General features: G+C 40.4%; 30 protein-coding genes. 15 read left to right on the plus strand and 15 right to left on the minus strand.

The window, feature by feature from the left end; all coding sequences use genetic code 11:
- Positions 1-20: 20 nt before the first annotated feature.
- The 4 genes from GKC25_RS04630 to GKC25_RS04645 form a co-directional block, all read right to left on the minus strand.
- Positions 21-896 carry a helix-turn-helix domain-containing protein gene (locus GKC25_RS04630; RefSeq protein WP_095284962.1) on the minus strand — a complete coding sequence of 292 codons (876 nt, stop codon included), beginning with the start codon at positions 894-896 and terminating at the stop codon, positions 21-23.
- A 20-nt stretch (positions 897-916) separates the two neighbouring features.
- A complete protein-coding gene (locus GKC25_RS04635) occupies positions 917-1,126 on the minus strand; it encodes a YheE family protein (protein WP_003211787.1) in 210 nt (69 codons plus the stop codon).
- 155 nt (positions 1,127-1,281) lie between these two features.
- On the minus strand, positions 1,282-2,640 hold the full coding sequence (locus GKC25_RS04640) for a YheC/YheD family protein (RefSeq protein ID WP_187704428.1): 1,359 nt from the start codon (positions 2,638-2,640) through the stop codon (positions 1,282-1,284).
- Positions 2,597-3,700: a YheC/YheD family protein gene (locus GKC25_RS04645; protein ID WP_034663628.1), complete on the minus strand. Its 1,104-nt coding sequence runs from the start codon at positions 3,698-3,700 to the stop codon at positions 2,597-2,599. Before GKC25_RS04645 ends, GKC25_RS04640 begins: the two co-directional genes overlap by 44 nt.
- A 214-nt stretch (positions 3,701-3,914) precedes the next feature.
- On the opposite strand from GKC25_RS04645, the gene GKC25_RS04650 reads away from it, so the two are divergent.
- The 5 genes from GKC25_RS04650 to GKC25_RS04670 all read left to right on the plus strand — a co-directional run bounded on the left by GKC25_RS04650 (position 3,915) and on the right by GKC25_RS04670 (position 9,806).
- Positions 3,915-5,048: a DUF445 domain-containing protein gene (locus tag GKC25_RS04650; protein ID WP_106041453.1), complete on the plus strand. Its 1,134-nt coding sequence runs from the start codon at positions 3,915-3,917 to the stop codon at positions 5,046-5,048.
- A 121-nt stretch (positions 5,049-5,169) separates the two neighbouring features.
- The gene (locus GKC25_RS04655) at positions 5,170-5,526 is read left to right on the plus strand and encodes a YlbF family regulator (protein WP_012009440.1); all 357 of its coding nucleotides are present in this window, start codon (positions 5,170-5,172) and stop codon (positions 5,524-5,526) included.
- Positions 5,527-5,975: 449 nt separating this feature from the next.
- Positions 5,976-6,842: a Cof-type HAD-IIB family hydrolase gene (locus tag GKC25_RS04660; RefSeq protein ID WP_034663623.1), complete on the plus strand. Its 867-nt coding sequence runs from the start codon at positions 5,976-5,978 to the stop codon at positions 6,840-6,842.
- A 114-nt stretch (positions 6,843-6,956) separates the two neighbouring features.
- The gene (locus tag GKC25_RS04665) at positions 6,957-8,456 is read left to right on the plus strand and encodes a coproporphyrinogen III oxidase (RefSeq protein ID WP_034663621.1); all 1,500 of its coding nucleotides are present in this window, start codon (positions 6,957-6,959) and stop codon (positions 8,454-8,456) included.
- A gap of 75 nt (positions 8,457-8,531) precedes the next feature.
- Positions 8,532-9,806 (plus strand): lysine N(6)-hydroxylase/L-ornithine N(5)-oxygenase family protein, encoded by a 1,275-nt coding sequence (locus GKC25_RS04670; protein ID WP_095284967.1) that lies wholly within the window; start codon positions 8,532-8,534, stop codon positions 9,804-9,806.
- Positions 9,807-9,841: 35 nt separating this feature from the next.
- Here GKC25_RS04670 and GKC25_RS04675 read toward each other — a convergent pair whose 3' ends face one another.
- Together GKC25_RS04675 and GKC25_RS04680 are read right to left on the minus strand one after the other, a co-directional pair.
- Positions 9,842-11,065 (minus strand): cation:proton antiporter, encoded by a 1,224-nt coding sequence (locus GKC25_RS04675; protein ID WP_034663616.1) that lies wholly within the window; start codon positions 11,063-11,065, stop codon positions 9,842-9,844.
- A 3-nt stretch (positions 11,066-11,068) separates the two neighbouring features.
- The gene (locus GKC25_RS04680) at positions 11,069-11,566 is read right to left on the minus strand and encodes a cation:proton antiporter regulatory subunit (RefSeq protein WP_034663613.1); all 498 of its coding nucleotides are present in this window, start codon (positions 11,564-11,566) and stop codon (positions 11,069-11,071) included.
- A gap of 352 nt (positions 11,567-11,918) precedes the next feature.
- On the opposite strand from GKC25_RS04680, the gene GKC25_RS04685 reads away from it, so the two are divergent.
- Positions 11,919-12,107 carry a hypothetical protein gene (locus GKC25_RS04685; protein WP_080869524.1) on the plus strand — a complete coding sequence of 63 codons (189 nt, stop codon included), beginning with the start codon at positions 11,919-11,921 and terminating at the stop codon, positions 12,105-12,107.
- A 29-nt stretch (positions 12,108-12,136) separates the two neighbouring features.
- The gene (locus tag GKC25_RS04690; protein ID WP_095284973.1) at positions 12,137-12,910 is read left to right on the plus strand and encodes an enoyl-CoA hydratase; all 774 of its coding nucleotides are present in this window, start codon (positions 12,137-12,139) and stop codon (positions 12,908-12,910) included.
- A 31-nt stretch (positions 12,911-12,941) separates the two neighbouring features.
- Here the strand turns inward: GKC25_RS04690 and GKC25_RS04695 are convergent, their stop codons facing one another.
- Positions 12,942-13,130 carry a YhzD family protein gene (locus tag GKC25_RS04695; protein WP_034663606.1) on the minus strand — a complete coding sequence of 63 codons (189 nt, stop codon included), beginning with the start codon at positions 13,128-13,130 and terminating at the stop codon, positions 12,942-12,944.
- 172 nt (positions 13,131-13,302) lie between these two features.
- On the opposite strand from GKC25_RS04695, the gene GKC25_RS04700 reads away from it, so the two are divergent.
- From GKC25_RS04700 to GKC25_RS04715, 4 genes are all read left to right on the plus strand, one after another.
- Entirely contained in the window at positions 13,303-14,517 is a 1,215-nt protein-coding gene (locus GKC25_RS04700) for a metallophosphoesterase family protein (RefSeq protein WP_034663603.1), read from the plus strand.
- 16 nt (positions 14,518-14,533) lie between these two features.
- On the plus strand, positions 14,534-17,323 hold the full coding sequence (locus GKC25_RS04705; RefSeq protein WP_342689919.1) for an ATP-binding protein: 2,790 nt from the start codon (positions 14,534-14,536) through the stop codon (positions 17,321-17,323).
- A 62-nt stretch (positions 17,324-17,385) separates the two neighbouring features.
- Positions 17,386-18,333 carry a 3'-5' exoribonuclease YhaM gene (gene yhaM, locus GKC25_RS04710; protein WP_034663598.1) on the plus strand — a complete coding sequence of 316 codons (948 nt, stop codon included), beginning with the start codon at positions 17,386-17,388 and terminating at the stop codon, positions 18,331-18,333.
- A 116-nt stretch (positions 18,334-18,449) separates the two neighbouring features.
- Positions 18,450-18,677: a sporulation YhaL family protein gene (locus GKC25_RS04715; protein ID WP_034663596.1), complete on the plus strand. Its 228-nt coding sequence runs from the start codon at positions 18,450-18,452 to the stop codon at positions 18,675-18,677.
- A gap of 53 nt (positions 18,678-18,730) precedes the next feature.
- Here the strand turns inward: GKC25_RS04715 and GKC25_RS04720 are convergent, their stop codons facing one another.
- Positions 18,731-19,615, minus strand: a complete 885-nt coding sequence (locus GKC25_RS04720; protein WP_003211354.1) for a peptidylprolyl isomerase — start codon at positions 19,613-19,615, stop codon at positions 18,731-18,733.
- A gap of 161 nt (positions 19,616-19,776) precedes the next feature.
- Between GKC25_RS04720 and GKC25_RS04725 the strand changes: the two genes are divergently transcribed.
- On the plus strand, positions 19,777-19,863 hold the full coding sequence (locus tag GKC25_RS04725; RefSeq protein ID WP_008361129.1) for a YjcZ family sporulation protein: 87 nt from the start codon (positions 19,777-19,779) through the stop codon (positions 19,861-19,863).
- Between the two features lie 145 nt (positions 19,864-20,008).
- Complete coding sequence (locus tag GKC25_RS04730) at positions 20,009-20,098, plus strand: YjcZ family sporulation protein (protein WP_017360317.1); 90 nt, start codon at positions 20,009-20,011, stop codon at positions 20,096-20,098.
- Between the two features lie 53 nt (positions 20,099-20,151).
- Here the strand turns inward: GKC25_RS04730 and GKC25_RS04735 are convergent, their stop codons facing one another.
- Both GKC25_RS04735 and GKC25_RS04740 read right to left on the minus strand, forming a co-directional pair.
- Positions 20,152-20,337, minus strand: coding sequence for a hypothetical protein (locus GKC25_RS04735; RefSeq protein WP_072368131.1), 186 nt, complete (start codon positions 20,335-20,337; stop codon positions 20,152-20,154).
- 82 nt (positions 20,338-20,419) lie between these two features.
- Positions 20,420-20,938 (minus strand): DUF3267 domain-containing protein, encoded by a 519-nt coding sequence (locus tag GKC25_RS04740; protein ID WP_034663593.1) that lies wholly within the window; start codon positions 20,936-20,938, stop codon positions 20,420-20,422.
- Positions 20,939-21,170: 232 nt separating this feature from the next.
- Here GKC25_RS04740 and GKC25_RS04745 point away from each other — a divergent pair, with 232 nt between their 5' ends.
- Positions 21,171-21,515 carry a YhaI family protein gene (locus GKC25_RS04745; RefSeq protein WP_034663590.1) on the plus strand — a complete coding sequence of 115 codons (345 nt, stop codon included), beginning with the start codon at positions 21,171-21,173 and terminating at the stop codon, positions 21,513-21,515.
- Here the strand turns inward: GKC25_RS04745 and GKC25_RS04750 are convergent.
- Entirely contained in the window at positions 21,493-22,113 is a 621-nt protein-coding gene (locus GKC25_RS04750) for an HTH-type transcriptional regulator Hpr (RefSeq protein WP_034663587.1), read from the minus strand. The two genes, GKC25_RS04745 and GKC25_RS04750, sit on opposite strands and share 23 nt — an antisense overlap.
- 187 nt (positions 22,114-22,300) lie before the next feature.
- A complete protein-coding gene (locus tag GKC25_RS04755; protein WP_034663584.1) occupies positions 22,301-22,657 on the minus strand; it encodes a YtxH domain-containing protein in 357 nt (118 codons plus the stop codon).
- Positions 22,658-22,785: 128 nt separating this feature from the next.
- Here GKC25_RS04755 and GKC25_RS04760 point away from each other — a divergent pair, with 128 nt between their 5' ends.
- Entirely contained in the window at positions 22,786-22,977 is a 192-nt protein-coding gene (locus tag GKC25_RS04760; RefSeq protein ID WP_003211362.1) for a hypothetical protein, read from the plus strand.
- Between the two features lie 49 nt (positions 22,978-23,026).
- Here GKC25_RS04760 and GKC25_RS04765 read toward each other — a convergent pair whose 3' ends face one another.
- The 3 genes from GKC25_RS04765 to GKC25_RS04775 all read right to left on the minus strand — a co-directional run bounded on the left by GKC25_RS04765 (position 23,027) and on the right by GKC25_RS04775 (position 25,339).
- Positions 23,027-23,545, minus strand: a complete 519-nt coding sequence (locus GKC25_RS04765) for a tryptophan transporter (RefSeq protein ID WP_024425455.1) — start codon at positions 23,543-23,545, stop codon at positions 23,027-23,029.
- 125 nt (positions 23,546-23,670) lie between these two features.
- A complete protein-coding gene (gene serC, locus GKC25_RS04770) occupies positions 23,671-24,750 on the minus strand; it encodes a 3-phosphoserine/phosphohydroxythreonine transaminase (RefSeq protein ID WP_342689572.1) in 1,080 nt (359 codons plus the stop codon).
- Between the two features lie 160 nt (positions 24,751-24,910).
- A complete protein-coding gene (locus tag GKC25_RS04775; RefSeq protein WP_106041476.1) occupies positions 24,911-25,339 on the minus strand; it encodes an HIT family protein in 429 nt (142 codons plus the stop codon).
- Positions 25,340-25,357: the final 18 nt, after the last annotated feature.

Consider the following 25,357-nt stretch of genomic DNA (forward strand, 5'->3'; position numbering starts at 1 on the left):
GATGCTCATGTCATTGATTGTTATGAAAGGTCGAGAAGATTCATCATAAAATAAACAGCAGATGCTTCTGGAAAATGCCGTATATCGATTCCTGTGCGCTCAATAAATTTATCGATTCGATATTGAAGGCTGTTTCTGTGAACATATAAAGCTTTTGCTGCCTTGGATGCATTTAAGTTACATTGCATATAGGTCATGAGGGTGCGGTAAACGTCCCGATCAAGGACCGCCTCTTTAAAAGCATCTGAAATAGCATGAGAGAGCGCGGATTCATCATAACGCATGAGTGATGGCAGACATTGATAAAATGTGGAAATCCCTGATCTAAGCTTGCCTCGCTGCACATGGTCCAAGAAAAGTTTCTGTTCATTTAACAATTTCTTTTGTAAATGTCCATTTGGCAAATGGAGCTGTCCTTGTAAAAAGACTGAGTCTGTTAAAAAGTCACTTGTAATGGCTAGAGACAAATCATTTAGCAGATCTAATTGACTATTTTCGGATGTAGCGTTTGTTTGAATCAGCATCGCTGTATCAGCGCCTGTCCAAATGAAATGAGCATGTTCGAGGCTGTGAACCACAGCCTCTTTTATTTGCTGCCTTTGTTCTGCTTGATGGGACATTTTAAAATAATATACACGGACGGGGTGCTGAACAGTTAGTGGTTTGTTATCAAAAAGATAGCTGTACCATTTTTGTTCATCCTCAGTCTGCTTTGTATGAGAAAGATCAATTGGTGTAAGGAAAGTATTGAGAAGAAGTGTTTCTCTCGCTGTAAGCTCTGATTTGTCTACTCCAAATAATTCGCCTTCGTCTGTTTGATACCAAAGAATTTGATGGTCATTTGTAGGTGAACTGATGATATGCTCTCCGTAAACAAGCTTTAATTTTTCTAACATGGCGAAGCTCCTTAAACAGTTTAATCATAGACATGGAATAGCATTAATTCGTGGATTTCTTCTTTTAAGGTTGGTTCGACTTCATGAGGTGGAAGCTGGGAGCCCCATTCAATATCACCTGTTTTGTGGTAGATGCCTTCGTAGTGCGCACCATTGTGAAAAAAGGATATTTTCCAGCCTGGCAACTGTGCTTTCTTAAAGAGAGGTTTCCATTGAAAATGAGAAATCATATCATCATTGCCTCCTTGCTTTTATTGATGAAACAATAAATAAACACGACAATACGGAAACAACCTTGAACTTGATTTTATTGTATCTCATCTGATGAAAAGAGCATAGGAAAAGCATAGATTTCATAACACCATCAATTTAAAACGAAAAACAGTTAGTAGACGTTCGTGTGGTCTGTAGTTGTTGAGGTCGTTTGTGAAAGATAAGATGCATAATCCATGATTCTTTTCCCAATCAGTCTTTCTGAGTTTCGCAATGAAACCTGCTGGAAAATCTCGCGGCCAGGGCGAGAATTGGCTTCAAACATCCAGATAGCTCCTGTCTGATCAATGCCTAAATCAAAACCGATTTCACCAATATGGCCGGACATTTTTTCATCTATCACCTGACTAAGCGTGATGGCAGTATAAGAAAGCTGCTCTAAAGTTTTCAAACGCTTCTTCTTTTCTGGAAAAACATCATAAAGTGTTTTTACTAAGCCACCATGTAAATGGTGAGTCGTTACTGTGTGATTGCCAGAGACTTTTGCTGCTGCTGCCGTGACTGTCCAATGGCCGTACTTATTTTTATTCGTATGAACTCTGAAATCCATTGGTTGATTGTCTATTTGAAGAAGTGCAATGCCTTGTTGAGCCATAAAGTCTTGAATTGCGTGATCTTTCCGGTGCTTGGTCACGAAATGCTCTATTGAGTCATATGGAACAGCGCTTCCGTGATTTGAGCATACAGTGATTCCATGAGCCGTCTTCTTTAATTGATAAATACCGTCGCCGTGACTTCCATTCGATGGTTTTAAGTATATGACCTGATGTAGATGGAGGAGTGTTTCTATTTTATTTAGAGCGTCCACCGGATCCAATTGTATGGAATGTGGAAGAAAAGGACATGTTTTTTCATCTGTTAACAGTTGTTCATGAATATCCCATTTATTAAAAAAATAAGGGTTGAACCAAGGAATATCATAGTCTTGTGTGAGTTTACGCTTTGTTTCTTGAATGAATGCCGACTGAGCAGCCTTTCTATTTGGAAGACGGTCGTAAATGACTGACGGCAGAGGCATCTGTTTTTTAACCCATGTTTGCTGTTGGTGCAACAATCCTTCTACTATTCCTTTATCCCAATCAATAGAATGTGTACCAAAAAGGTAGGCAAATCCAGCATGCTGCCTGAAAGAGTGCAGCAGTTTGATTAAAAAGTCTGATCTCGTTCCTAGTGGCTGCGCGCTTTGCCCAAAACCTGCTGTGAAAATGCCAAGCAGCGGCCCTATAAACAGTGTATGATCAACGGCGATCACATCAGCTTTTGATTGATAAGGAATTAGTAAATTTCTATATAGATTTTCTGATAATAAAATTTTATTTGGATGTTGATGATAGGAAACGGTGAAGTCATCTACTAAACGGGATCCTAAAGCAAGAGAATAGATCGCATCCTGCTGTTTAAAATGGGCGGGAAGATGAACTGTTTTTTCACTTGTGAGATGAGGGGCGATGATGAAGCGATTTTTGTTCATAAGAAACCTCCTTCGGTTGAGACGCCATCGATTGAGCATGTGCAAGAATGGTACGAATCAATTGATCTTCCTTGTCAGGATAAGCTTTTAAAAAAACGGATCGCCCTGGCTTTGATCTTATATTTGATATGAAAAGCCTACCTTCACTTGTATGGAGTAAGTCTACAGCGAATTCAAAGCAAGGGGAGAAGGTTTTATCTATATATGCTGGGAGAGATGCTTGAATGGATGCAATATCATCTAAAAGAAGCTCTTTGATGTGCGGCTGCAATGTGTTTAGATAGTGATCAAAGCCTATCATGGGAGCTGATTTTTGTGTAATGTTTAAATGACTATTTTCTGTAGGTGATTTTGTGTGAATCCCTATGCGATTCCATTGATTTTGTGAATCTTTCATAAGGAAAATCCTTATTTCATTGAATAAAAAGTCTTTTTGATCACTCGTCTGAAAAAATTGAAGGAAATATCGGCCAACGTACTTTTTACACCAGCGCTCTATATCTGATGGACGCGAAAATGTGATGACTTGCTCGGGACTTAGCTGAACAGTGAAAGTGTTGTCTTTTAAGAAAATGAAGTAAGTAGATGCTGCATGCTGTTGAGAGAGCGGCTGCATTTTACAATAACCGTCTTTTCTTACCATGTTGAGAAGGTCTGATGGCTCTTTTAATAATGAGCAGACAGGTAAATATGGCTGTAAAGAAGGGAGGAGACGGAGCTGCTCGAATAGCATCATTTTATTTGAAATACCTGTATTCAAAAAATCTGTTTTCGGATACTTTTTCAGCCATTCCATGATTGGTTTTGCTTTTTTAGATTGTGCGTCATGCTTGTAAAGGCATCGATCGTAAATCAAGTCAGGAATCTCAAATTCTGCTGCGGCAAATCCTTGACCATTCGTATAAGTTTGACCTTGTATCAAATTTGAAGCCGGCTTTAAATCAAATGGTGTAAAACGAACAACCTTTAAACCATAAGAAGGGGCAGCTTTGGCTAACCCACGAGTGAATGCCTCTTCATACTTTGAAGAAAGGGTCACAATACCTAATGTTGATGTCATTAAAAAACACCTTCTTTTCAACTTCTTTTTTTACCAGCACAAAAACACTTTTTCATGATTTTACATAAAGATTGCGCTCCTTTATCATTACGACAGATCGATTGATCATATGTCTAGCAACATGCTTCATTTGCTTGGGGACTTGACAACAACTATAATACGTATAGATTAAACCAATAAACATCGGGTGTTGTTTGAAAGGTAGATGACGACTTTGAATATATTCACAACGTTTATCTTTATGATTGTTATAGGCGCAGTCATAGGAGCAGCGACAAACCATCTTGCAATTAAAATGCTTTTTCGGCCTTATAAGCCATACTATTTATTTGGGAAACAGCTTCCATTTACACCAGGGCTCATTCCTAAAAGAAGAGATGAAGTAGCCAAGCAGGTTGGTGTCATGGTTATGGAGCATTTGCTCACGCCAGAAGGAATTCAAAAGCGATTTGAATCATCGGAGGCAAAGCAGGAGATCTTGCATACAGTCCATCGATATATTGACAAAGGCGCTGAAATGGAGATAACAGTGCTATCTTTGCTTGAAAGATTCGGCGTATCACAGGCTGACGTCAAAGCAGATGAATGGATCCATCAGTGGTCTGATCAAAAGCTCAATTCACTGCTTGAAAAATATAATGAGCAAACTTTATCTGAATTGCTTCCGCTAGATGTGGAAAACAAAATATCTTCAAAAATTCCAGATGCAGCAGATTATATTTTAAAGAGAGGGATTCATTATTTTGAAAGCGAGGAAGGTAAAGCAAGACTTGGCAATATGATTGATGATTTCTTAAAGGAACGAGGCATGCTTGGCAGTATGGTTCAAATGTTTCTAGGGAATTCAAGCTTAATTGATCGGGTACATCCTGAAATCATCAAATTTTTAAGAAACGCAGAAACAAAAAGATTTTTATCAGATTTGCTTGTTCAAGAATGGGACAAGGTGAAGCAGTTTTCTCTTCAGGAGCTAGATGAAAAATGGAATGTGAAGGAGCTTGCTTATAGTGTGAAAAAGCAATTGCTTTCACACTTCTCTACAAAGCTGATATTAGACAAGCCAGTTGGATATTATGTCAGTGCAGTAGCGCTTGATCTCAAAACACACTTTGCACCAGTGCTTGTCGACAAGGGGATTAAAGCAGCATCGAATGCTTTAGAGGGACTGCTCGCAAAGCTCAAATTTGAAGATATCATTCGTGAGCAGATTGAACATTTTCCGCTTAAAAAAATGGAGGAGCTTGTGATTAGCATTTCCAACAATGAACTTAAAATGATCACGTTTTTAGGCGGTTTTTTAGGCGGATTAATCGGCGCAATTCAAGCAATCTTTGTCACGCTATTTTAAGACAAGCTAGAGAAATTTTGATGAATTCATTGTATATATGTGAAACGAAAGCCATAGTTTGTTATAGTGGAGTGGTGTCCGCCGATCATATCGGTGATAACGGATAGAAAGGAGACATAACATGTCTGTAAATGTTTATGATGTTGCATATGACCTTGAAAAAGCTCTGCGTCATAGCGAAGAATATTCAACTTTAAAAAATCTTTATGATGAGGTAAACGCGGATGAGTCCTCTAAAAGAATGTTCGAGAACTTCCGGGACATTCAAGTAAACCTTCAACAAAAACAAATGACTGGTCAAGAGATCACACAAGAAGAAGTGGAGCAAGCTCAAAAAACAGTGGCACTTGTTCAACAGCACGATAAAATCTCTCAGTTGATGGAAGCAGAACAACGTGTGAGTGTTCTCATCGGAGAATTAAATAAAGTGATCATGAAGCCTCTTGAAGAGCTTTATGGGAATCCAGAAGAAAATTAATGAAAAGGGCGATGATATTCGCCCTTTTTTTATTTCACATGTTCCCTGTCCAACTTTTCAAAAAAAGGTTGTCGAAGCTCATAAATTCTGCGATAATACTTATATTGAAAGTGCTTTCAAATGAGCGCTCTCATGGGACAATTGGGTGCGTTTCACTTGGGATTTAAGGCGATTAGCCAAACGAGAGAGAAGCGCTTCTGGGAGAAACGCAAAGCATAAGGGGATCTGATATAAGCAATGCTTTGGTGTGTGAAAGATAAGGGGATCATGGGGAGCTTCATCACCTCATTGTGACGCATCCAAACCATACATAAAAAAAAGCCTAGGGGTAGGCTTTTTTTATTTGCAAAAGATTCATAACACAGGGCTCTTTTAACTGCATGTTCTAAAGCACCAAGCTAGGGCATATCCTCATCGTAAGTACAGTCATCAAGAAGGGGGATGCCTCAGTGTCAAAAAAACTACTTGCACTCAATATAGATGGAACGTTACTTCGTTCCAATGGAAAAATCCATTCCGCTACAAAAGAAGCTGTGGAATACGTGAAGAAAAAAGGGGTTTACGTGACGCTTGTCACCAACCGGCATTTTCGTTCCGCACAAAAAATAGCCAAGGCGTTGAAGATTCCAACGTCAACCCTTGTGACGCATAGTGGTGCATTTATCGCGAATAAACTCGATGAGCCGCTTCATGTGAAGAAACTAACGGAAGAAAAAACATTTAATCTTGTGCAAATTCTTGAAAGCTTTGATTGTAATGTTCGCTTACTGCATGAAAAATTCTCAATTGGCAACCGGAAAAAAACGCAGTCACAGCTGATGGGAAAGACTTTGATTCATCCGTCTGATCCAATTTTCTATCCTGTGCAATTTGTTGAATCGCTAAGTGATATGCTGATGGATGAACCGGTCAGTACACCAGTGATTGAAGTATATTCGGCCGCAGAGCTTCAGCCTGAAATTCACCGAACCATTCAACAAGCTTTTCCATCTGTCGATCTTATTCAGATCAGTGATGAGAAAATGAATATCGTATGCAAAGGCGTATCGAAAGAAGCGGGGCTTTCTCTTTTGACTTCAGCATTAGGTTTGACTTTAGAAGATACGGTGGTCATTGGGCAGGGGACAGATGACATCCCAATGCTCGAATTGGCTGGCTTAGGCGTTGCGATGGGAAATGCCCCTCATTCTGTTAAGCGTAAAGCCGATTGGGTGACACGTTCGCACGATGAACAGGGAGTCGCTTATATGATCAAAGAATACTTTAGAATGCAGCAAAGAGAAGGATTTTTACATCAATTCGATATTAAACGATAATATAGACGAAGGCCCTGTCAATCAAGAAATGGCAGGGCCTTCAACTGTTCCAGTCATTGCTTTTCCTACATAGATTTTGTAAAATGAAACAAGTTTGAAGATAAAGGTGATACGATGCGAATTTTAATTAAAGGGCTGTCAGATGAACGATTTCATCGCCCGCTTGTTAATATAGCCAATTTATTTGAAGAAGATAGTGAAGTGCTGTTTGATACAGGAGAATTAGAAGATGGCTTAACCATGGTGTTTAGCTGGAAAGAAGAAAATGGAACGGTGGAAGCATCTGGTCACATCGCTGGATCAGACATCACTAGTCGTTTTTCGCGAGACGTCCCAGAGGGCTTGAACGATAAGGAGCGCTGGAAGCAAATCAAAAACACAGTGCTGTCTGTTTATTTACATCTGCTTCAGGAGTACACAGGAATGACGCAAAAGTGGGGTATTCTCACAGGGATACGTCCTACAAAATTACTCCATAAGATGCTGAGAGAAGGCATGACAAAGGAAGACGCGCATGCCGCATTAAAGCGTGATTATTTGATTCATGATGAAAAAATCGATTTGATGCAGGAGATTGTCGACCGTCAGCTTCAAGCGATTCCTGACCTGTATGACCTTCAGCAGGAAGTAAGTATTTATATTGGTATTCCTTTCTGCCCAACCAAATGCGCTTATTGCACGTTTCCTGCTTATGCGATTAAAGGACAAGCTGGAAGAGTGGGAACGTTTTTGTTTGGTCTGCATTATGAGATGCAAAAAATCGGTACTTGGCTAAAAGAACATGGTATCAAAGTGACGACTGTTTATTTTGGCGGAGGTACGCCGACGAGTATCACTGCGGAAGAAATGGATTTGCTGTATGAAGAAATGTATCGCTCGTTCCCTGATGTGAAACATATACGGGAAGTGACTGTCGAAGCAGGACGTCCTGATACGATTTCACCTGATAAGCTAGAGGTGCTAAACCGATATCATATTGACCGGATTAGCATCAATCCACAATCGTATGAGAATGAAACACTGAAAGCCATTGGCCGGCACCATAGTGTAGAAGAAACGATTGAAAAGTATCACTTATCAAGACAGTATGGCATGAATAACATTAATATGGACTTAATTATTGGTTTGCCGGGAGAAGGGCTAAAGGAATTCCAGCATTCCTTGCAGCAGACTGAAGAACTTAAGCCTGAATCGTTAACTGTGCATACGCTCTCCTTTAAAAGAGCTTCTGAGATGACGCGCAATAAGGACAAATATCAAGTAGCAGACCGGGAAGAAATCACACGTATGATGGATGAAGCGGTCGCTTGGACGAAAGCACATGACTATCATCCCTATTATTTATATAGACAAAAAAACATCTTAGGGAACCTTGAAAATGTCGGGTATTCACTGGATGGACAGGAAAGTTTGTATAATATCATTATTATGGAAGAAGTGCAGACAATCATTGGGATTGGATGCGGTGCTGCTAGTAAATTCATTGATCCGCGTTCAGGAAAAATTACGCAGTATGCCAATCCAAAAGATCCAAAATCGTATAATGACCGCTATGAACACTATACCGAAGAGAAAATTGAATTTCTTGAGTCATTATTTGTTCCTCACGTTTAAACACTGCGGTGACGCAGTGTTTTTTTCATTTGTAAAAGGGTATATAAGTGATAAAAAGTTAAAGCAGGTGTACATATGATTGATGTGATCGGAATTGGGATTGGGCCCGCCAATTTAGGTTTGGCGGCTTTGTTAGAGGAGTATGAAGATGTTTCATGCTGTTTTTTTGAACAGGAGTCCGAGTTTGCCTGGCATCCTGGTATGCTGATCAAAGGAACGGATTTACAAGTCTCCTTTTTAGCTGATCTTGTGACGATGGCGAATCCAAGGAGCAGGTATACATTTTTAAATTATTTACATGAATCAAATAGACTTCACCGGTTCTATACATTTGAACAGTTTGACATTCCGCGAAGAGAATTCAATGAGTATTTATCATGGGTCGCAGGTGAATTAGATAGCTGTCAATTTGGGATGAAGGTAGAGGAAGTGACGGACTGCCAAGGTGGTTATCTTGTGAAAGTCCGGCGATTGAAGGATGGATCGCTTTCTGAGTATCGTGCAAAGCATGTCGTGCTTGGAACAGGGAGCAAACCGATGATTCCTGTCGATGTGCCTGATGCTGCACTGCCATATGTGACACATAGCAGCCGTTATTTAGACCAGCAGGAAGAACTTCATGAAGCTGAGTCGGTGACGGTGATTGGTTCTGGGCAGAGTGCAGCCGAAATCTTCTTAGACCTGCTTCAGCATCAAAAGAAAGGACAGCAGCTTTCGTGGTTTACGCGATCTAGTGAATTTAGAGAGCTGGAGACGGCAGAGCTTGGCCAGGAGCTATTTACACCGAAGTACGTCGAATATTTCCATTCGCTTCCTTATGAAGAACGAATGAACACATTGCCTAGGCTGACTGGATTAAGAAATGGTATAGATGCATCGACGCTCTCGCGTATTTATCAGGAATTGTATCATCGGTCTGTTACAGGTGAAGAGCCATCTGTGGTGATTCAGCCAATGACCGAGCTTGAAGCGATTCAGGTGGAGGAGAATCAGTCCCTGAAGCTGCACCTAAAGCAGTGGCAGCTAAAGAAAGAAAAGAGCATAACAGCTGATCGTGCCGTATTGGCTACAGGGTACACTCCGAATATCCCGGCGTGGTTTAGTGCGTATGAACCTTTGATTGAATGGGAAAGTGAAGAGCATTTTAAAGTGACAGAAGACTTCAGGCTTGTGTTCAAAGACAAGCGCCCTCATCATTTCTTTACATTCACGCATCTTGATCACTCTCATGGAACAGCGGCGACCAATTTAAAACTATCCATCTACCGCAACCAGAAAGTGATTCAAACGATTCGCGGGATGAAAGAAGCGTCAGTCAAGCAAGAAACAGCATTTCAGCAATTTGAATAAGATGAAAAAGGGCCCAAGCATAGGGCCCTTTTTCATTAGATCGTTGTTTCCTTTTTCACTTTTGGTTTTTCTGTTTTCCATTTGAAGATTTTGTTTAGGATTTGATAAATTCGCTTAGATTCCTTCGTCACAAGCGGTCCTAAAATCGCAAGGATTAAGACGTACAATGCAGCAAATGGCTTCAAGGTAGCGGCAAGTCCGCCCGCAATACCGAGCTCGGCTACAATGATTGAAAACTCTCCTCGTGATACGATGGTTAATCCAATATTAGAAGAGGCTTTATGAGAAAATCCAGCTCTTCTTCCAGCGAACATTCCAGCAGTGAAGTTCCCAATGAAGGTGAGAATCACAGCGCCGATCGCAAGCCAGAAGGCATCACCTAATGTAAATGGATCAATGCTGAGACCGAAGCTGAAGAAGAACATGGCCCCGAAGAAATCTCTAAATGGAACCACAAGATGTTCGATGCGGTCAGAGTGCTCTGTTTCTGAGAAAACAAGACCAAGTAAGAGTGCCCCAATGGCCTCTGCTACATGGATTGTCTCTGAGAAACCAGCGACAAAGAATAAAGCCGCAAAAATCACAATGATGAACACTTCGTTCGAACGGATATCGAACAACTTGTTTAATAGTTTTGGCAGCTTACGTGCGATGATAAAGAAAAGCATCATATAACCAAAAGCAATGAAAATGGATAATAAGGCACCGCTAACCGTTGTGGCATCTCCAAGGACAAGACCAGATACGACGGATAAATAAACAGCGAGGAAAATATCCTCAAACATAATGATCCCAAGAATTAACTCAGTTTCAGGGTTCGCAGTCCGTTTCAAATCAACAAGGACTTTGGCCACAATGGCACTGGATGAAATCGTGATAACCCCTGCCATAATGAGAACCTCAAGGAACCCAAACCCTGTGATAAAACCGTAAAGCAGTCCTAAGCTGAAGTTAATCAAAATATAAATAGATCCGCCGACAGCAATGGATTTGCCCGATTTAATAAGCTTTCCGACAGAGAACTCAAGTCCAAGATAGAAAAGAAGGAACAAGACGCCCATTCTGCCAAAAAACGAAATAATTTCGGTGCTTTCGATAAATTTTAGATCAATGATCCCGATGGTTGGAGCATGCGGCCCAACGATCATACCGAGGACAATGAGAAAAGGGATGATAGAGAATTTTATTTTATTGGCGATTAAGCTGGCGATGGCGATGAGAATCAGCGCCGTCCCAACTTCAAAGACTAAATGATCCATTCATCACTCTCCCCCTCTAGAAAGAAAATCACGAATCAATCGCTTTAAGTGTTTTCTTTCGCCTGAAATGACCATCGTATCATTTGCTTCAATAATCGAATCGGCACCAGGGTTCAGTAATTTTTCATTTGTATGTTTAATGATCGCAATGACGGTGACTTCATAGTTTTGCCGCACATCTAAATCACCGAGTGTATGTCCAACCGCTTTTGCGCCTTTTTCCACCTTAAACCATTCAATCATTAAGTCATTGAAGGCCATTTCAATGGTTTCAAGTGCCTGCGGTTTATACACCATGCCGCCGATAATCGCAGCGATTTGCCTTGATTCAGCATCATCGAGAGAAATGGTGGACAGCACTTCATCTGGATCATCATCGTCAAAACGATAAATCTCCCGTCTGCCATCATCATGAATCACTATCGTCATTTTTTCTCTATTTCTCGTTTCAATTTCAAATTTCTTTCCGATCCCAGGAAGATCATTTTCTTTAATATTCATTTTATCCCTCCGAATATGATAGGTTGTGTTTTTCATATAGTAATACGGATGAAATAAAATGAATCAGTAGAGGTAATTTGATTGACACATAATGGGGATCGCACACTTCATTTCCAAAAAACATAGATCAATGGATAACGCAGCTGATGGAGCAGGCTTGAGAAGAAAAATCTTTGAATCAGCCAGTGATAATCTGTTCTTTAACAGAATAGAGGAGGCATGTTTTTTTGAAAATGGAGGTGTCTTCACAGCTTGAATTTCTTCATCGTAGATGGATGGAGAAATAAGACTAGGTGCACTCGCTTCTGCCTGTGGAGCAAAAACGACATTTGAAAAAGGAGAAAACATGACGATGAAACTAACCAATATGAATATGGAACACCTTATCAATCATCCTCCCCCTTTCAAAATCATTTTCTTTCTTCATTTACTATATAAAAATATATTTCTTGTTTCAACAATTATGCTTGTTTTGGTATCAATTGATCTTGAAATTTTTTATGAAGAGGAAAAGGGATTATTCGGGTTGAAATGGAATTAAGTCATGAGTTTAAAAGAAAAGGGGGATGGATGATGACATATATCAATTGTCAGTTAGACGGGGATATTTTTGAAATCGTTTTCAACAGGCCTGATGCTTATAATTCATTTCATGTGGACATGTTTGCTGAATTCAAAGAGGCGTGTGATGCAGCGGAAGAAAGCAGTGCAAAAGTCGTTGTGATCAAGGGAGCGGGGAAAGGGTTTTCAGCAGGCGGAGATATTGGCATGATGCTTAAGCAGGAAAGTGAAGAAGATTTCCATCGTGTGATGGATTTGATCGAGGGAATTACACTTTCTCTAGCCGGTATGAAAAAAGTGACGATTGCCCTTGTCCACGGGTCAGCGGCAGGCCTTGCTTTTAGCTTTGTTTTAAGCTGTGACTACTTGTTTATGCATCAGGATGCACAGCTCGCCATGAATTTTAATGGAGTAGGGTTAATTCCAGATGGCGGAGGGCATTTTTTTCTCACAAAAAGAGTCAGTGAACAAACCGCGAAACAATTGATTTGGAGCGGACAAAAGCTGCCGGCTGAAGAAGCGTTAAAACTGCGCCTTGCAGACGGGGTGTTTCAGGATGAAGTCGATGCGTATCAAAAAGTATGTGTGAAGCCGTTTATGAACATGCCGCTTCAAGCATTTATTGAAACAAAGCTGATCTATTTTCAGCAGTCAGAACCTGAGCTGCTAGCCGTTCTTCAAAAGGAGAGGGCAGCACAGGCAAGACTGAGGCAAAGTCATGATCATAAGGAAGGCATTCAGGCCTTTTTAGAAAAAAGACGACCTGTGTTTCAGAACGTATAAACGAATGTGAGGCCGGCGAATGCCGGTTTTTTTAACGTTCAAATAAAAGAAGCTTGCCTGCATCATCAACGAGCCGGTGGGAATGCTTCGTGTATTGCTGTTCGATTAAGCGATGGCGCCCTAATTCCTTTGCCTTTTCATCACTATCCGTTGTGATTTTTTCATTTAATAAGGTCTCACCCGACCGGTCAAATACAGTTAAAAAGTATGTCTTCTCCATTCCTCATCTCCCTTTCCTCTGCTTTTCTATGTAATTAAACAATGAATAAGGCAAAACCTCTTTTTTAGCTCTTAAAACTGTGTTTTTTAGAATGAGAGCGATAGAACGTGCATTCGTAAAAATGGCATGATAAAATATGGACAATGACAGTATCGGACAAGGAGATAGACGTTTGACTAAGCTCACCTTTATTCATGCCGCAGATTTACATTTAGACAGTCCATTTGCAGGAATGTCGAATATCCCTAGCTTACCATTTAAGCGGCTCAAAGAAAGTACATTTCAAAGTGCGAAGAATATGTTTGATCTCGCCATTGCTCGAGCAGTAGACTTTGTGCTGCTGAGCGGAGATTTATTTGACGAATCCAATCGCAGTCTGAAAGCACAGCTGTTTTTAAGAAATCAGTTTCTAAGACTGCAAACTCAAGGGATTGACGTCTTTATTATTTATGGTAATCATGATCATTTAGGCGGTGAATGGACACCGATTGAGTGGCCTGAGAATGTGCACGTTTTTTCAAGCAGTACACCAAGTGAGCAATCCTACTATAGAGGGGGGCAGCTTGTTGCAAGTATTTATGGGTTTAGCTACAAAGAGCGGGCTGTCTATGAAAATATGACATCTCATTATGTCAAAACGACAGATGCTGCCTATCACATTGCGATGCTTCACGGTACATTAGCCGGACAAGAAGGGCATGATGCGTATGCACCATTTCAGCTTGAGCAGCTTCTTTCACGGGATTTCGATTATTGGGCGCTTGGACATATACATAAGAGAGCCCTTCTGCATGAAGACCCGTTGATTATTTACCCTGGTAACATGCAGGGCAGACATATTAAAGAAACAGGAGAGAAAGGCTGTTACGTTATTCAACTCTCCGAGGATTCTGAGACAGCGGAATTTATTAGCTGTGCGGATGTGATGTTTGAGACACTTGCAATAGACATGACAGAAACGGTTCATATGACGGATCTTGTGACACTTGTGGATAGCAAAATCAGTGAGCTGAAAGAGGAGGGCGTCCCTCATTTTGTGAAAATTGAATTGACGGGTGATGCTCCTCCTTACTTTGAGCGTACTCAGCTTGAGGTACTTGAGGAGCTGTTGACCGTTCTTCATGAACAGGAAGAAGATGAAGAGGTATTCGTTTGGGTGATATCGATTGACTGCCGAACAAACGAGGATGTCGTCTATCCAGAAGATTCTTTTTTGAAGGAACTCACTGCTGAAATTTCACAGTTTGAGGCATATGAAGAGCTTCTATCACCGATCAAGCGTCACCCAACCTATAGAAAGTCAGGAAAAGCTCTCACAAAAGAGGATGAAGTGGATATAAAAGAAGAAGCACAAAGGCTGCTGACAGAACAGCTAAAGCAATTATGAGAAAAGGAGAGGCACAATGAAAATACGTTCACTCCATATCGCCCATTTCGGGAAATTTTCAAATCGGACCTTTCACTTTTCTGATGACGGTTTTCAGCTAGTTTACGGCCTGAATGAATCGGGGAAAACGACATTGAAAACGTTTATTGAATCGATGTTATTTGGTTTTCCGAAAAACAAGATGTACAAGACGAAACAGGGTTCTTTTTATGGTGGTTCCCTTACTTGCCAAGATGATGAGTTAGGCGTTATTCATATTGAGAGAACGTCCGATCGCGGTGGGCAAGCACAGGTATTTTTACCGAATGGTGAAGTGAAAGACGAAGCTTTTCTACAGACACTTTTAAAGGGAACGGATCGCAGATTATATCAATCAATCTATTCATTTGATGTGTTTGGACTGCAAAATGTCCAAGCCTTAAACCAGGACCAAATAGGCGAATTTCTACTTTTCTCAAGTTTATTTGGCTCGGATGCAGCCACCAAGATGGATAGCAGGCTGCTAAAGCAGCAGGAGCAGCTGTTTAAACCAAATGGACGCAAGCCTGAATTAAACCAGCAGCTTGATCGTTTAAAAGAGCTGACAGGTCAGCTGAAACAAGCGAGATTGGTAGAAGGCAGCTATACCGAAAAGAAACGGGAGCAATCTGAATTAACAGAGACGATCGAAAAGCTTCAAAGTGAAATGAAGCAAGCTGAGGAACACATTCAGAAACTGGCTGAATCCATTCAAGTTTATCCCATGATTGAGAAAAAAGTGGAATTAAAAAAGGAATTAGCCCGCTATCCAGACCGATTCAAACGTTTTAGAGCAGAAACAGAGCATGAGCTGGATAAACTAGAATCACACCTTCACCCGAAAAAGGCTCAATTGACTGCACTGAAGCAGAAGTTAGACCATTTGCAAACCTCACTCGTACAAGTTCAACCGCTCTATGACAAGGATACCATAATGGAGATGAAACGAGTCGTAGATGAAGCAGCTGATGCTGAGCTTGTGAAAAAGCACATAGCAGAGTGTCGAGCAAACCGTGATTCATTGAAACAAAAAATAGACGAAGCGGTAGCAAAGCTAAAGTGGGAGCGCCCGATAAAGCTCGAACAAATTGACGATTCGCTTGAATTTGAGTGGGAATTAAAGGAGACTGTCACTCAATACGTTCGTCTCATGGATAGAAAAGCGCAGTTAGATGAACGATTTGATCACGCAAGACATGAGCTGGACGAAGCAGAAGCCGCTCTAAAAGGATTAAAGGAACAGCAAGTCAGACAGCACGGAGCAGAAGATGATGCGAAGGGGACAAGATCGAAAAAGAAACCGATTCATTCCCGGGCGTCGTTATTCCGAGGCTTGATCGCATTTGATGTGGTGCTTCTGCTTGTTCTATTCTTTTTAACAGAGTGGTGGATCACGCTCTTGTTTGCGGGATTTTCTGTTTTTCTCTTCTTTCTCATTTACCCATTAAGTCAAATGAGCCCTATGAAACAAAGAAGCGGCGAAGGGGCCTTTGATTCATTTCAAGTGCAGGCAGCTTCAGCTGAAACACTTATGAGGCAGAAGGAGCTTCTGTACGAAAGAATCATTCGGCAATATGAAGACTGGGAGCTAGAGCTGGAACCTGTCCAGCAGCAAGTAGAGGAAAAGAAGAGACAGCTTGGCTTGTCGTCTGAGCTTTCTTTCCTAGTAGAGGCCTTCCATATCCTAAAACAATTAAAAATGAATACAGCGGCATATGAGGAGCTTCATCGTGAAATAGGCATGCTTTCCGATCAGCAATCGATTTATGAGGGCAGGGTTTCAGCGTTAAGCAGTATCCTTCAAAAAAAGGAAGGAACCATTCAGGAGAATATCTCAGCTTTTCAAGAGATATTGAAAGATGAGGCGAGAAGAGAAAAAGAACGCCAGACATTGCACGTATCTATTCAACATGCGATCCAGCAGCTCACGACACTAGAAGGGGAAATTCAATATTACGAAAAACAAACTGGCGAGCTTTTTCGTCAAGTAGAAGCAGAGTCCAAAGAAGATTACCAAGTGCTTTCTCATCTATCTAAAGAATACCGGGAACGGCTTTCCCATTTGCAGCAGCTAAATCAAGAGCTTCATAGAAGCGGTTGTTTTGATGAGGAGGAATGGATTGTTCGCAAAGGATTACCTCTCCTTGAAGAGGAGTGTGCAGAAGCAAGGCAGCACCTTCATGACGTTCAATTGAATGCGGAGAATATGGAAAAACGTTTAGCAGAACTAGCGGTGGAAATCCGGCAAATAGAAGCTTCTGGAACGGTGTCTGATTTGACTCATCAGCTTGCCGCAGAGCAGGAGCATGCGAAGCACCTCGCAAAAAAATGGGCGGCAATTCAGCTTGTCCGCTCCGTCATACGAGAAAAATTGAATGAGCATAAAGAAACAAGGCTGCCTGCATTGCTTCAAACAGCCTCAAGTTTTATTCAACCGTTAACAAATGATCGTTATGAAGCGATTTTATTTTCACCTGAAGATGACTTGCTGATGGTGAAAAGAATGGATGGACGAATATTCCGTCCAGAGGAGCTTTCACAGGCAACGTGTGAACAGATCTATCTGGCGATTCGTTTTGCGCTCGCTTTGTCTCATCAGCAAGATTGTCAGCTTCCGTTTATGATGGATGACAGCTTCGTTCATTTCGATCACGTTCGTCTAGGAAGAGTGCTGGAGATGATGAACGAGCTCACACGTTTTGAAACACAGCTGTTTTATTTCACCTGTCATGAGCATATGAAGCAAGCAGCAGAAGATGGACAGATTACGAGTTTAGCAGTTGAATGATTGACAAATAATGACTTATGTTATACTTATATGAGCAGAAACATGGAAGGAGCTTTTATTGAATGGCTAAAGGGATCATGACCTATGATGTCGGCGAACAAGTTGACCTGCATTTATTAATTAAATCATCTACTAAAGGGATTGCGAGTAATGGCAAACCATTTTTAACGTTAATTCTTCAAGATCAAAGTGGAGATATTGAGGCGAAACTATGGGATGCAAAGCAGAATGATGAACAAACCTATGCCGCGCAAACCATTGTGAAGGTAGTAGGCGATATTCATCATTATCGCGGGAGGAATCAGCTGAAACTTAGGAATATACGCCCTGTTGCTGAAAATGAGCAAATTCGAATTGATGATTTTCTCGAAACAGCTCCTATTCCAAAACATGATATGATGGATACGATTATGCAATATATCTTTGATATGAAAAACCCTAATATACAGCGTGTTACAAGGCATTTGCTGAAAAAATATGGACAGGAATTCGCTGACTATCCAGCAGCGACAAAAAACCATCACGAATTTGTCTCTGGTCTTGCTTATCACGTGGTGTCCATGCTGCATTTGGCTAAATCAATTGTTGACCTATATCCATCATTAGATCGAGATCTTTTATATTCAGGCATCATTCTTCATGATTTAGGAAAAGTCAAAGAGCTTTCGGGCCCAGTCTCAACCACCTATACGGTGGAAGGGAATTTAATCGGTCATATTTCGATTATGGTGACAGAAATTGCGAAAGCTGCAGAAGAGCTTGGCATTGATTCAGAAGAAATTCTGATTTTACAGCACTTAGTACTGAGTCATCACGGAAAAGGAGAGTGGGGCAGCCCGAAACCACCAATGGTGAAGGAAGCCGAAATACTCCACTATATTGATAATTTAGATGCGAAGATGAATATGATGGATCGTGCGCTTGAGCATGTGAAGCCAGGAGAATATACAGAACGTATTTTTGCGCTAGAGAATCGTTCATTTTATAAACCAACCTTTCATCACGAATAACCATGTCAAAACGTCCGTTTATTGCGGGCGTTTTTTTCATAACTTGTCTTCTTTTCGCATAAGCATGTAACACAAAGGAAGAGAGAGCTGTTCTGAAAAAAGGAGGCGATGAAAAAATGTTGTTTTTTCCATGGTGGGTGTATGCATGTATCATTGGCATTATTTTCTGTGCGTATAAATTAATGACAACGGCCAAAGAGGAGCAAGAGATTGATCAATCCTTTATTGAAAAGGAAGGAGAAATTTTTATCGAGCGAATGGAACAAGAAAGAGAGCGTAGACGTCAGGATCAGCAAGTGAAAAGATCACATGATACGGCGGCACATGAAGACTCGATTGCTTAATCAGGTCATATAAAAACCCCTCTGCACGATCACGGCAGAGGTTTTTTTTGTGATTACTGGTTTTGTTGAGGTTGTTGATTTTGTGCGGGTTGTTGAGACTTTTCTTTGAATGTGTTTTCAAGTTCTTTATCTTTTACTTTCACATCGGCATCTTTCACCAATTTGTTTAAGATCGTTTGGATTTCATTTGTGTCTGCTTGTTTTTGGTTAAGCAGTTCTTTTTTCAAGTCTGCTTTCATGTCATCGTATTTACCGCGTTCTTCGGTCTTTTTAATGATATGGTAGCCGAATTGTGATTTCACTGGTTTGCTGATTTCATTCACTTTTAGTTTGAAAGCAGCTTTACTGAAGTTCTCGTCCATTTGGCCTTCTTTTGCGAACCAGCCTACATCGCCGCCTTGTGCTGCTGAAGCGGTATCAGTTGAATATTCAGACACAACGGCATCCCATTTTTCACCTTTATCTAATTTCTTTTCCACTTCGTCAGCTGTTTTCTTATCAGCTACTAAAATGTGGCTTGCGCGGATTTTCCCTTTTAGGTCATCGTAATACGCTTTTACTTCTTTATCAGTGATTTTGATGTTAGCTTTGGCAGCCTTTTGAGTCAGCAGCTCATATTTCACTTGATCTTTGATGTAATCTTTTCCGAATTCATCTTGAAGTTGTTTTAAACGATCTTCACCAAGTGTCTTTTTATATTCTTCCATTTTCTTATCAATTTCTTTATCTGATACTTTGTATTTGTCAGCAAGAACCTTTTGTTGAACAAGTAGATTTAAAGCATCTCCACCTGCTTGTTTCTTAAGAGTTGTATAAAGCTCTTCTTTTGTGACATCTCCTGATTTTGTTGTTGCGATGACATCTTTATCACCGCTACTGCATGCGCCAAGAGTTAAAACACTAACTGCTGTTACAGCTGCTAAAGCCATTTTTTTCATTCAAAAAACACTCCTAATCTTTCCAATTTATTTATCATTGCTTGTATCATAACATATTGTGACACGCTGTAAAAAGAAATGCAAATGGGAGGGCATTCGTCTAGTCAAAAATTTGCGCGCGGCATACACATATAGTGATCACAAAAAGGAGGCTGAATTATATGGGAGCAGGATATTCTAATGGGTTTGCTTTATTGGTCGTGCTATTCATTTTGCTGATCATCGTTGGTGCAGCATATCTTTACTAATTAAATCGCTGTGACAGAAAGGAGCCGTCCTGCCATGCGTGCGGGCGGTTCTTTTTTCAAACGATGACAGGTGCCTAAACGTTTTCATTTTTTTTGCATACACTGAGCTTAGAACAGAGCAAGAACTGGCAGGAGGTGTTTTTACATGGGAGGAGAAGTCTTTGCTGGCGGTTTTGCACTAGTCGTCGTGTTATTCATCTTATTGATCATTATCGGTGCATCTTGGATTTGCTAATCAATCAATATACACAAAAAGCTGCCCTCAAACTGGCAGCTTTTGCTTTGATCTTAAATAGAAATGGTAATTTCAACAAATGATGAGATCAGTAAGATCAGTATCGATACATTGATAAAGCGAAACACCTTATCTTGCCGTTCTTCAGGAATCTCTCTGACAAGGCATAATGTATTAGTAAGCCTGTTTATTGAATACACAATAAACGCGGCAAAGACGATGAAGTAAAATAAAACTATCGGAGATCCCCCCTCTCTATGCTATTCCCATACTACATTACCAAATTTTTTATGAAAAAGATAGAAGTTGGCTTTAAAAACCTTATGATGAGGAAGTTTGGTCAACTAAAATATCAAACTCGTCTTGGGCTTGATCGATGATGCAGGATTTAGGTGCTTTGAGCAGTTTCCATGCAAATAAAAAGTCAGGCAAACAATAGCCTGCATGAATACTTGCGATGATGATAAAATAGTGTGCATACATTGGAAACGCCACGCCTAACACAAAGTAAAGCGTTGAAATCACACAAAATGGACTGAGAAGTGAATAAAGCATTACTTTCTTTGGCACACGCTTCCAGCAATTTCGTTTAAATAGCGTCATTTTTTTCTTGTTTTTCATCACTGGGATCAAGTGAACCACACGGTGGACAAGCAATGTCATAAGTAAAAGTACAGCAAAAAGCGGTGCGTTGTGGCTGCTTAGTCTCGTTTCAGGATGAGTCAGTTGAAAACATAAAAAAGCCATAATGAAAAAAAGTATAGCAAGACTTATAGCTGAAATCAGCAGTCTCGTATAACCATAATCCTTTTCAAGATTAATGGTTTTCCAACAATTCATTTTCATCCTTCCAATCTTAAAAAACTAATTGAATATCTCAAGATAATTTACTCTTCCTGAGGATAAAAATCAATGGTTTTGTTGAAAAAAAATAAAATGTTGCCTTCATATGGAATAAAGAGAGGAAACTTTGGGTTTTTCAAGAAAAAAAGACAGAAGAGGGAGGTTCGTCTCTTTCGTCAATGAGTAATTTCGGCTAAAATAGAAAGACTAAGAGAAAGAGGGAACGTACATGAGTATTGAGGAACGAATGAGCCAGCTCGAATATTATATGGAACTTTTGCTGACGGCGACCGATATGAGCCGTTATCCATATTATGCATTATTGATCAGGCAGCGGGTATCGAAAGAAGAGGCGAAGGAAATTGAGCGTATTTGTGCTGAGCTTTCAGAGGAAATGGACAAGCAAAAAGCACAAGGCTACGTCATGTTTGACGATATGCTTGCGCTTTTTGCAGGACAGTTAATTGAAAAGCTGGATGTGCATGAGACGATATTTGCATTGCATGATCAAGGGCTGTTTCAGCCGTTAATGAATGAATTTATAAAGATCATTAAACAATTTGATTTGCTTTAGCCGCTTTTTCTGCTGCATCAGCTGAGTCTTCAAGTTCCTCAGGCTTTTTCGTGACTTTTCCTCGCTCATTCAAAAAGTCCTTCTCAATGTTTGAAAACGATTTCTCAAAAATCTCCATGAAATCCTCACCATAGATGTTTCGGATAATACACATCATTTCTAAAATCTCAGGGAACTTTCCGTAAATGTCATGAAGCGGCTGTGCGCCTTTGACAATACCAGTTCGTGCCGGGTCATAATCTTCAAGTAGTTTATGGAATGTCTCTTCGCCTTTTGGCGTTAGCTCAATATACGTATTGCGTTTATCGTTTAACTTTTTAGAAAATTTTAAAAATCCTCGTTCCTCCAGTTTCTTGGAGAAGTTAAACGCCGTTGATACATGCATGACGCCAAACTTTGCAATTTCTGATATTGAAGCTCCTTTTAATTGATACGCAATCCACAAAATATGATGTTCATTGATATTTAGGTTATACGGTTTGATCCACTGCTGCCAGTCCTTTTCAATGGATTTCCAAAGAGCTTTGCTCAATTGGGCCATTCTTTGACTGAATAAAAGTGCTTCTTTTACATCGAAAGGCTGTTCCGAATGATTCATCCATTTCACCTACTTCTCTTTTTCTTGTAATTCTATTATGCCAATAAAATAAAGATTAATAAAGCTGAAAATTCAAGAATTTTTAAAACTCATGAAAAACATTGACAAAATAACCTTTTTTCAACAAAAAAAGTGCGGGATACGCACCCCGCACACTTTTGTAAACGAATATTTTTTCGTGAGTATATTAGTTTTGTAAGGTTTTCTCCAGTTGTTTGAGCTTTTCCTCAATTTCCTGAATTTCCTTTTGCAAGTCCTGCTGGTGAGGTTTGATTTCTTCGCGCCATTGCTGAATCGATGCTTGTAATTCAGTTCCGACTTCTTTAATGACCTCTGCGCTTTCTTTTGCTGTTTCAACAATTTGCTCTTTTAAAGCTTGTCCATCTCTTTTTAATCTTGTCAGCGTATCTTCGAATTTGTCATAGCCGTCTTTCATCTTTCCGCGCACATCTCTGCCAGAAGAGGGAGTCGTCAGGAGCACTGCCGCACCTCCGAGGAGACCGCCTACAAATAATCCTGTTAATAAAGAACGTCCACTAGCCATTCAAATCACCTCTAGTCAAATTTTACACATTCGCATGTTCTCTCTGAGCTGACGATCAGCTTCATTGAACTTCCATACATAGCTTGCTTTATTTTAGCATACTTTTGAAGAAAAGGGAGGGGAGAAGGTTGTCTGTCTTTCTGTTCGTTTTTACGTGTATCGGTGTCGTTTTTACAGGTGGTTCTATTCATTATGCAAGACAGCTGGGGTATGCAGGGTCTTATCCGCCAAAACATGTATTAAAGCAAAAAGCACTTGTGTGTGCGGCAGGTGCAGGGATTTCGCTCCTCATTTTGCTGCTGACCCTTTTTCTTTTATAAAAGCATGAAAAAAACCTCTTCATCTATTATGAAGAGGTTCGATTATTCGTTAAGCAACTTCTATCATTCTTGCACGCCTTAGAATGGACTGAGCAATTGGGAAGACAAATACCATGGCAATGGTATTAATCACGGCTGCTGGAAGGACAACGCCCACAAGAAGTGCCGGTAATGCAGCTGGCAGTCCAGTAATTAGTAAAGCGGCAGATAGGAAAATCACGCCGGATACGATGGTTCCAATCGCAGTTAACACAGCGGTCAGCACCACTTTGTTCTTTATCTTCAAGCAAGATAAGAAAAGGGCTAGGAAGATAAAGGCTGTCACTGGTTTATCAATCATATTTGGAATTTGTCCGCCTGGGAAACCCGTTGTTAATGCAGAAATGACGCCAGTTACTAGGGCAATAACCACTACATGCTGTACCTTTGGGAAAAGGATGATGCTTAAAAACATCATGACCAGCATCATATCAGGTTTCATTCCGAAAAAGATGGGCGGGAAAATCGTATGCAAAACAGCTCCCATTGCTGCAAGCAATGACATAATCACTAATTCTTTTGTTTTCATTTCTATGCTCTCCTCTGCTAAGCTCTTAGGACTCTCCAATAATATGGCTCATCATTTATTGCAAGAGTCATCACTTTATATTTCTCGTTATTATAACAAATTTATTTCTCTATAGAAAAGCTTTTTTACTCATTTTCTTGCTGGAACTTTTTCATAAAGTCCGCAAGCTTTTGGCAGTCTTCAATCGATACCGCATTGTAAATAGATGCTCTGCATCCACCGACAGAACGATGGCCGGCAAGTCCAACCATTTGTTCCTGCTTTGCTTTCTCTACAAAGGAAGCAGTGAGCGAATCATCACGAAGGGTAAACGTGACATTCATATGCGAACGGCTGTCAGTGCGTGCGTGTCCTTTGTAAAAACCACCGCTTTGATCAATTGTGTCGTAGAGAATGCCTGCTTTTTGTTCATTGCGTTTTTCCGCTGCTTCTACGCCGCCAGCCTGTTTGACATGCTCAAGGACAAGAGACAGCATATAAATCGCAAAAGTCGGTGGTGTGTGATAAAGAGAGTTGGCTTTTGCGTGTGTTGAATATTTTAATATTTTCGGTGTGCTGCTTTTCTCTTTCTCTAATAAACGTTTGCGCGCGATCACAATCGTGATACCAGAAGGCCCTAAGTTTTTTTGTGCCCCAGCATAAATGAAATCAAATTGAGAAACCTCGATTTTTTTGCTGAGAATATCACTGGACATATCTGCAATGAGCGGCAATGACGTGTCTGGGAACGTTATCCATTGAGTGCCGAAAATCGTATTGTTTGATGTGATGTGTAAGTAAGCGCCATCTGTTAAACCGGAGGCATCTACTTCTGGAATATACGAGTAGTTGTCGTCTTCACTTGAAGCAAACACAGATGTTTCACCAAACCCTTTTGCTTCTGATAATGCTTTTTCTGACCAAGCGCCTGTTTGAATGAAATGAGCCGTTTCGCCTTCATGTAAGAAGTTCATAGGAATCATCGCAAATTGAAGACTAGCTCCGCCCTGTAAAAAGAGGACTTCGTAATCTTCAGGAATATCCATCAGTTCCACCAACAGTGCTTTTGCCTTATTATGGACTTCTTCATATTCACCGCTGCGATGAGACAGCTCCATCACAGACATCCCAGTTTGTTTAAAATCAACAAGTTCTTCCTGTGCTTTTTGAAGCACTTCTAGCGGCAGTGCCGCCGGACCAGCATTAAAATTCGTCGTTCGCTTCATCACAATCTCTCCCTATTTCTCGCGTTAATGGATCAAAAGATAAAACCATCCTATCACAAATTTGAAGCAATTGGTCAAAAAATTTGAATCGTTCTAAATATCTTACTATTAAGAGATGGAGGGGATAAAAAGGGGGTAGAAATAAGAAAAACCTCATCTATTAAGATGAGGTAAGCCGCGTGTGGATGGCAGAAGAAATATCTTTTAAATCCTCTGACGTGTATTGCTCTTGATGTGATTTCCATACGGCACCAAAGCCATCGCCTTTTCCGTAGCGCGGAATGATATGCATATGGTAATGGAACACAGATTGTCCGGCTTTTTCGCCGTTGTTGTTCAGAAGGTTTAACCCAATTGGTTCAAATTCCTGTTTGATTGCTCTTGCAATTTTCGGAATCGCTTGGAAGTAGTGATTAGACACTTCTGGTGTCATCTCATAGATATTTTCTTTATGTATTTTCGGGATTACAAGGGTATGTCCTTTTGTTACTTGGCTAATATCTAGAAAAGCCAATACATGCTCGTCTTCATATACTTTTGCACATGGAATGTCTCCATCAATGATCTTGCAAAAAATACAATTGCTCACATTATGTCACTCCTTATT

The organism is Bacillus pumilus, from assembly GCF_038738535.1.
In the GTDB taxonomy this organism is placed as follows: Bacteria; Bacillota; Bacilli; order Bacillales; family Bacillaceae; genus Bacillus.

What these genes read in the sequence shown, in the direction of transcription:
- GKC25_RS04630 (WP_095284962.1), bottom strand. Translation starts at nt 896, where the DNA reads ATGTTAGAAAAATTAAAGCTTGTTTACGGAGAGCATATCATCAGTTCA.
- GKC25_RS04635 (WP_003211787.1), bottom strand. Translation starts at nt 1,126, where the DNA reads ATGATTTCTCATTTTCAATGGAAACCTCTCTTTAAGAAAGCACAGTTG.
- GKC25_RS04640 (WP_187704428.1), bottom strand. Translation starts at nt 2,640, where the DNA reads ATGAACAAAAATCGCTTCATCATCGCCCCTCATCTCACAAGTGAAAAA.
- GKC25_RS04645 (WP_034663628.1), bottom strand. Translation starts at nt 3,700, where the DNA reads ATGACATCAACATTAGGTATTGTGACCCTTTCTTCAAAGTATGAAGAG.
- GKC25_RS04655 (WP_012009440.1), top strand. Translation starts at nt 5,170, where the DNA reads ATGTCTGTAAATGTTTATGATGTTGCATATGACCTTGAAAAAGCTCTG.
- GKC25_RS04665 (WP_034663621.1), top strand. Translation starts at nt 6,957, where the DNA reads ATGCGAATTTTAATTAAAGGGCTGTCAGATGAACGATTTCATCGCCCG.
- GKC25_RS04670 (WP_095284967.1), top strand. Translation starts at nt 8,532, where the DNA reads ATGATTGATGTGATCGGAATTGGGATTGGGCCCGCCAATTTAGGTTTG.
- GKC25_RS04675 (WP_034663616.1), bottom strand. Translation starts at nt 11,065, where the DNA reads ATGGATCATTTAGTCTTTGAAGTTGGGACGGCGCTGATTCTCATCGCC.
- GKC25_RS04680 (WP_034663613.1), bottom strand. Translation starts at nt 11,566, where the DNA reads ATGAATATTAAAGAAAATGATCTTCCTGGGATCGGAAAGAAATTTGAA.
- GKC25_RS04685 (WP_080869524.1), top strand. Translation starts at nt 11,919, where the DNA reads ATGAAACTAACCAATATGAATATGGAACACCTTATCAATCATCCTCCC.
- GKC25_RS04690 (WP_095284973.1), top strand. Translation starts at nt 12,137, where the DNA reads ATGATGACATATATCAATTGTCAGTTAGACGGGGATATTTTTGAAATC.
- GKC25_RS04695 (WP_034663606.1), bottom strand. Translation starts at nt 13,130, where the DNA reads ATGGAGAAGACATACTTTTTAACTGTATTTGACCGGTCGGGTGAGACC.
- GKC25_RS04705 (WP_342689919.1), top strand. Translation starts at nt 14,534, where the DNA reads ATGAAAATACGTTCACTCCATATCGCCCATTTCGGGAAATTTTCAAAT.
- yhaM (WP_034663598.1), top strand. Translation starts at nt 17,386, where the DNA reads ATGGCTAAAGGGATCATGACCTATGATGTCGGCGAACAAGTTGACCTG.
- GKC25_RS04715 (WP_034663596.1), top strand. Translation starts at nt 18,450, where the DNA reads ATGTTGTTTTTTCCATGGTGGGTGTATGCATGTATCATTGGCATTATT.
- GKC25_RS04720 (WP_003211354.1), bottom strand. Translation starts at nt 19,615, where the DNA reads ATGAAAAAAATGGCTTTAGCAGCTGTAACAGCAGTTAGTGTTTTAACT.
- GKC25_RS04725 (WP_008361129.1), top strand. Translation starts at nt 19,777, where the DNA reads ATGGGAGCAGGATATTCTAATGGGTTTGCTTTATTGGTCGTGCTATTC.
- GKC25_RS04730 (WP_017360317.1), top strand. Translation starts at nt 20,009, where the DNA reads ATGGGAGGAGAAGTCTTTGCTGGCGGTTTTGCACTAGTCGTCGTGTTA.
- GKC25_RS04740 (WP_034663593.1), bottom strand. Translation starts at nt 20,938, where the DNA reads ATGAATTGTTGGAAAACCATTAATCTTGAAAAGGATTATGGTTATACG.
- GKC25_RS04745 (WP_034663590.1), top strand. Translation starts at nt 21,171, where the DNA reads ATGAGTATTGAGGAACGAATGAGCCAGCTCGAATATTATATGGAACTT.
- GKC25_RS04750 (WP_034663587.1), bottom strand. Translation starts at nt 22,113, where the DNA reads ATGAATCATTCGGAACAGCCTTTCGATGTAAAAGAAGCACTTTTATTC.
- GKC25_RS04755 (WP_034663584.1), bottom strand. Translation starts at nt 22,657, where the DNA reads ATGGCTAGTGGACGTTCTTTATTAACAGGATTATTTGTAGGCGGTCTC.
- GKC25_RS04765 (WP_024425455.1), bottom strand. Translation starts at nt 23,545, where the DNA reads ATGAAAACAAAAGAATTAGTGATTATGTCATTGCTTGCAGCAATGGGA.
- serC (WP_342689572.1), bottom strand. Translation starts at nt 24,750, where the DNA reads ATGAAGCGAACGACGAATTTTAATGCTGGTCCGGCGGCACTGCCGCTA.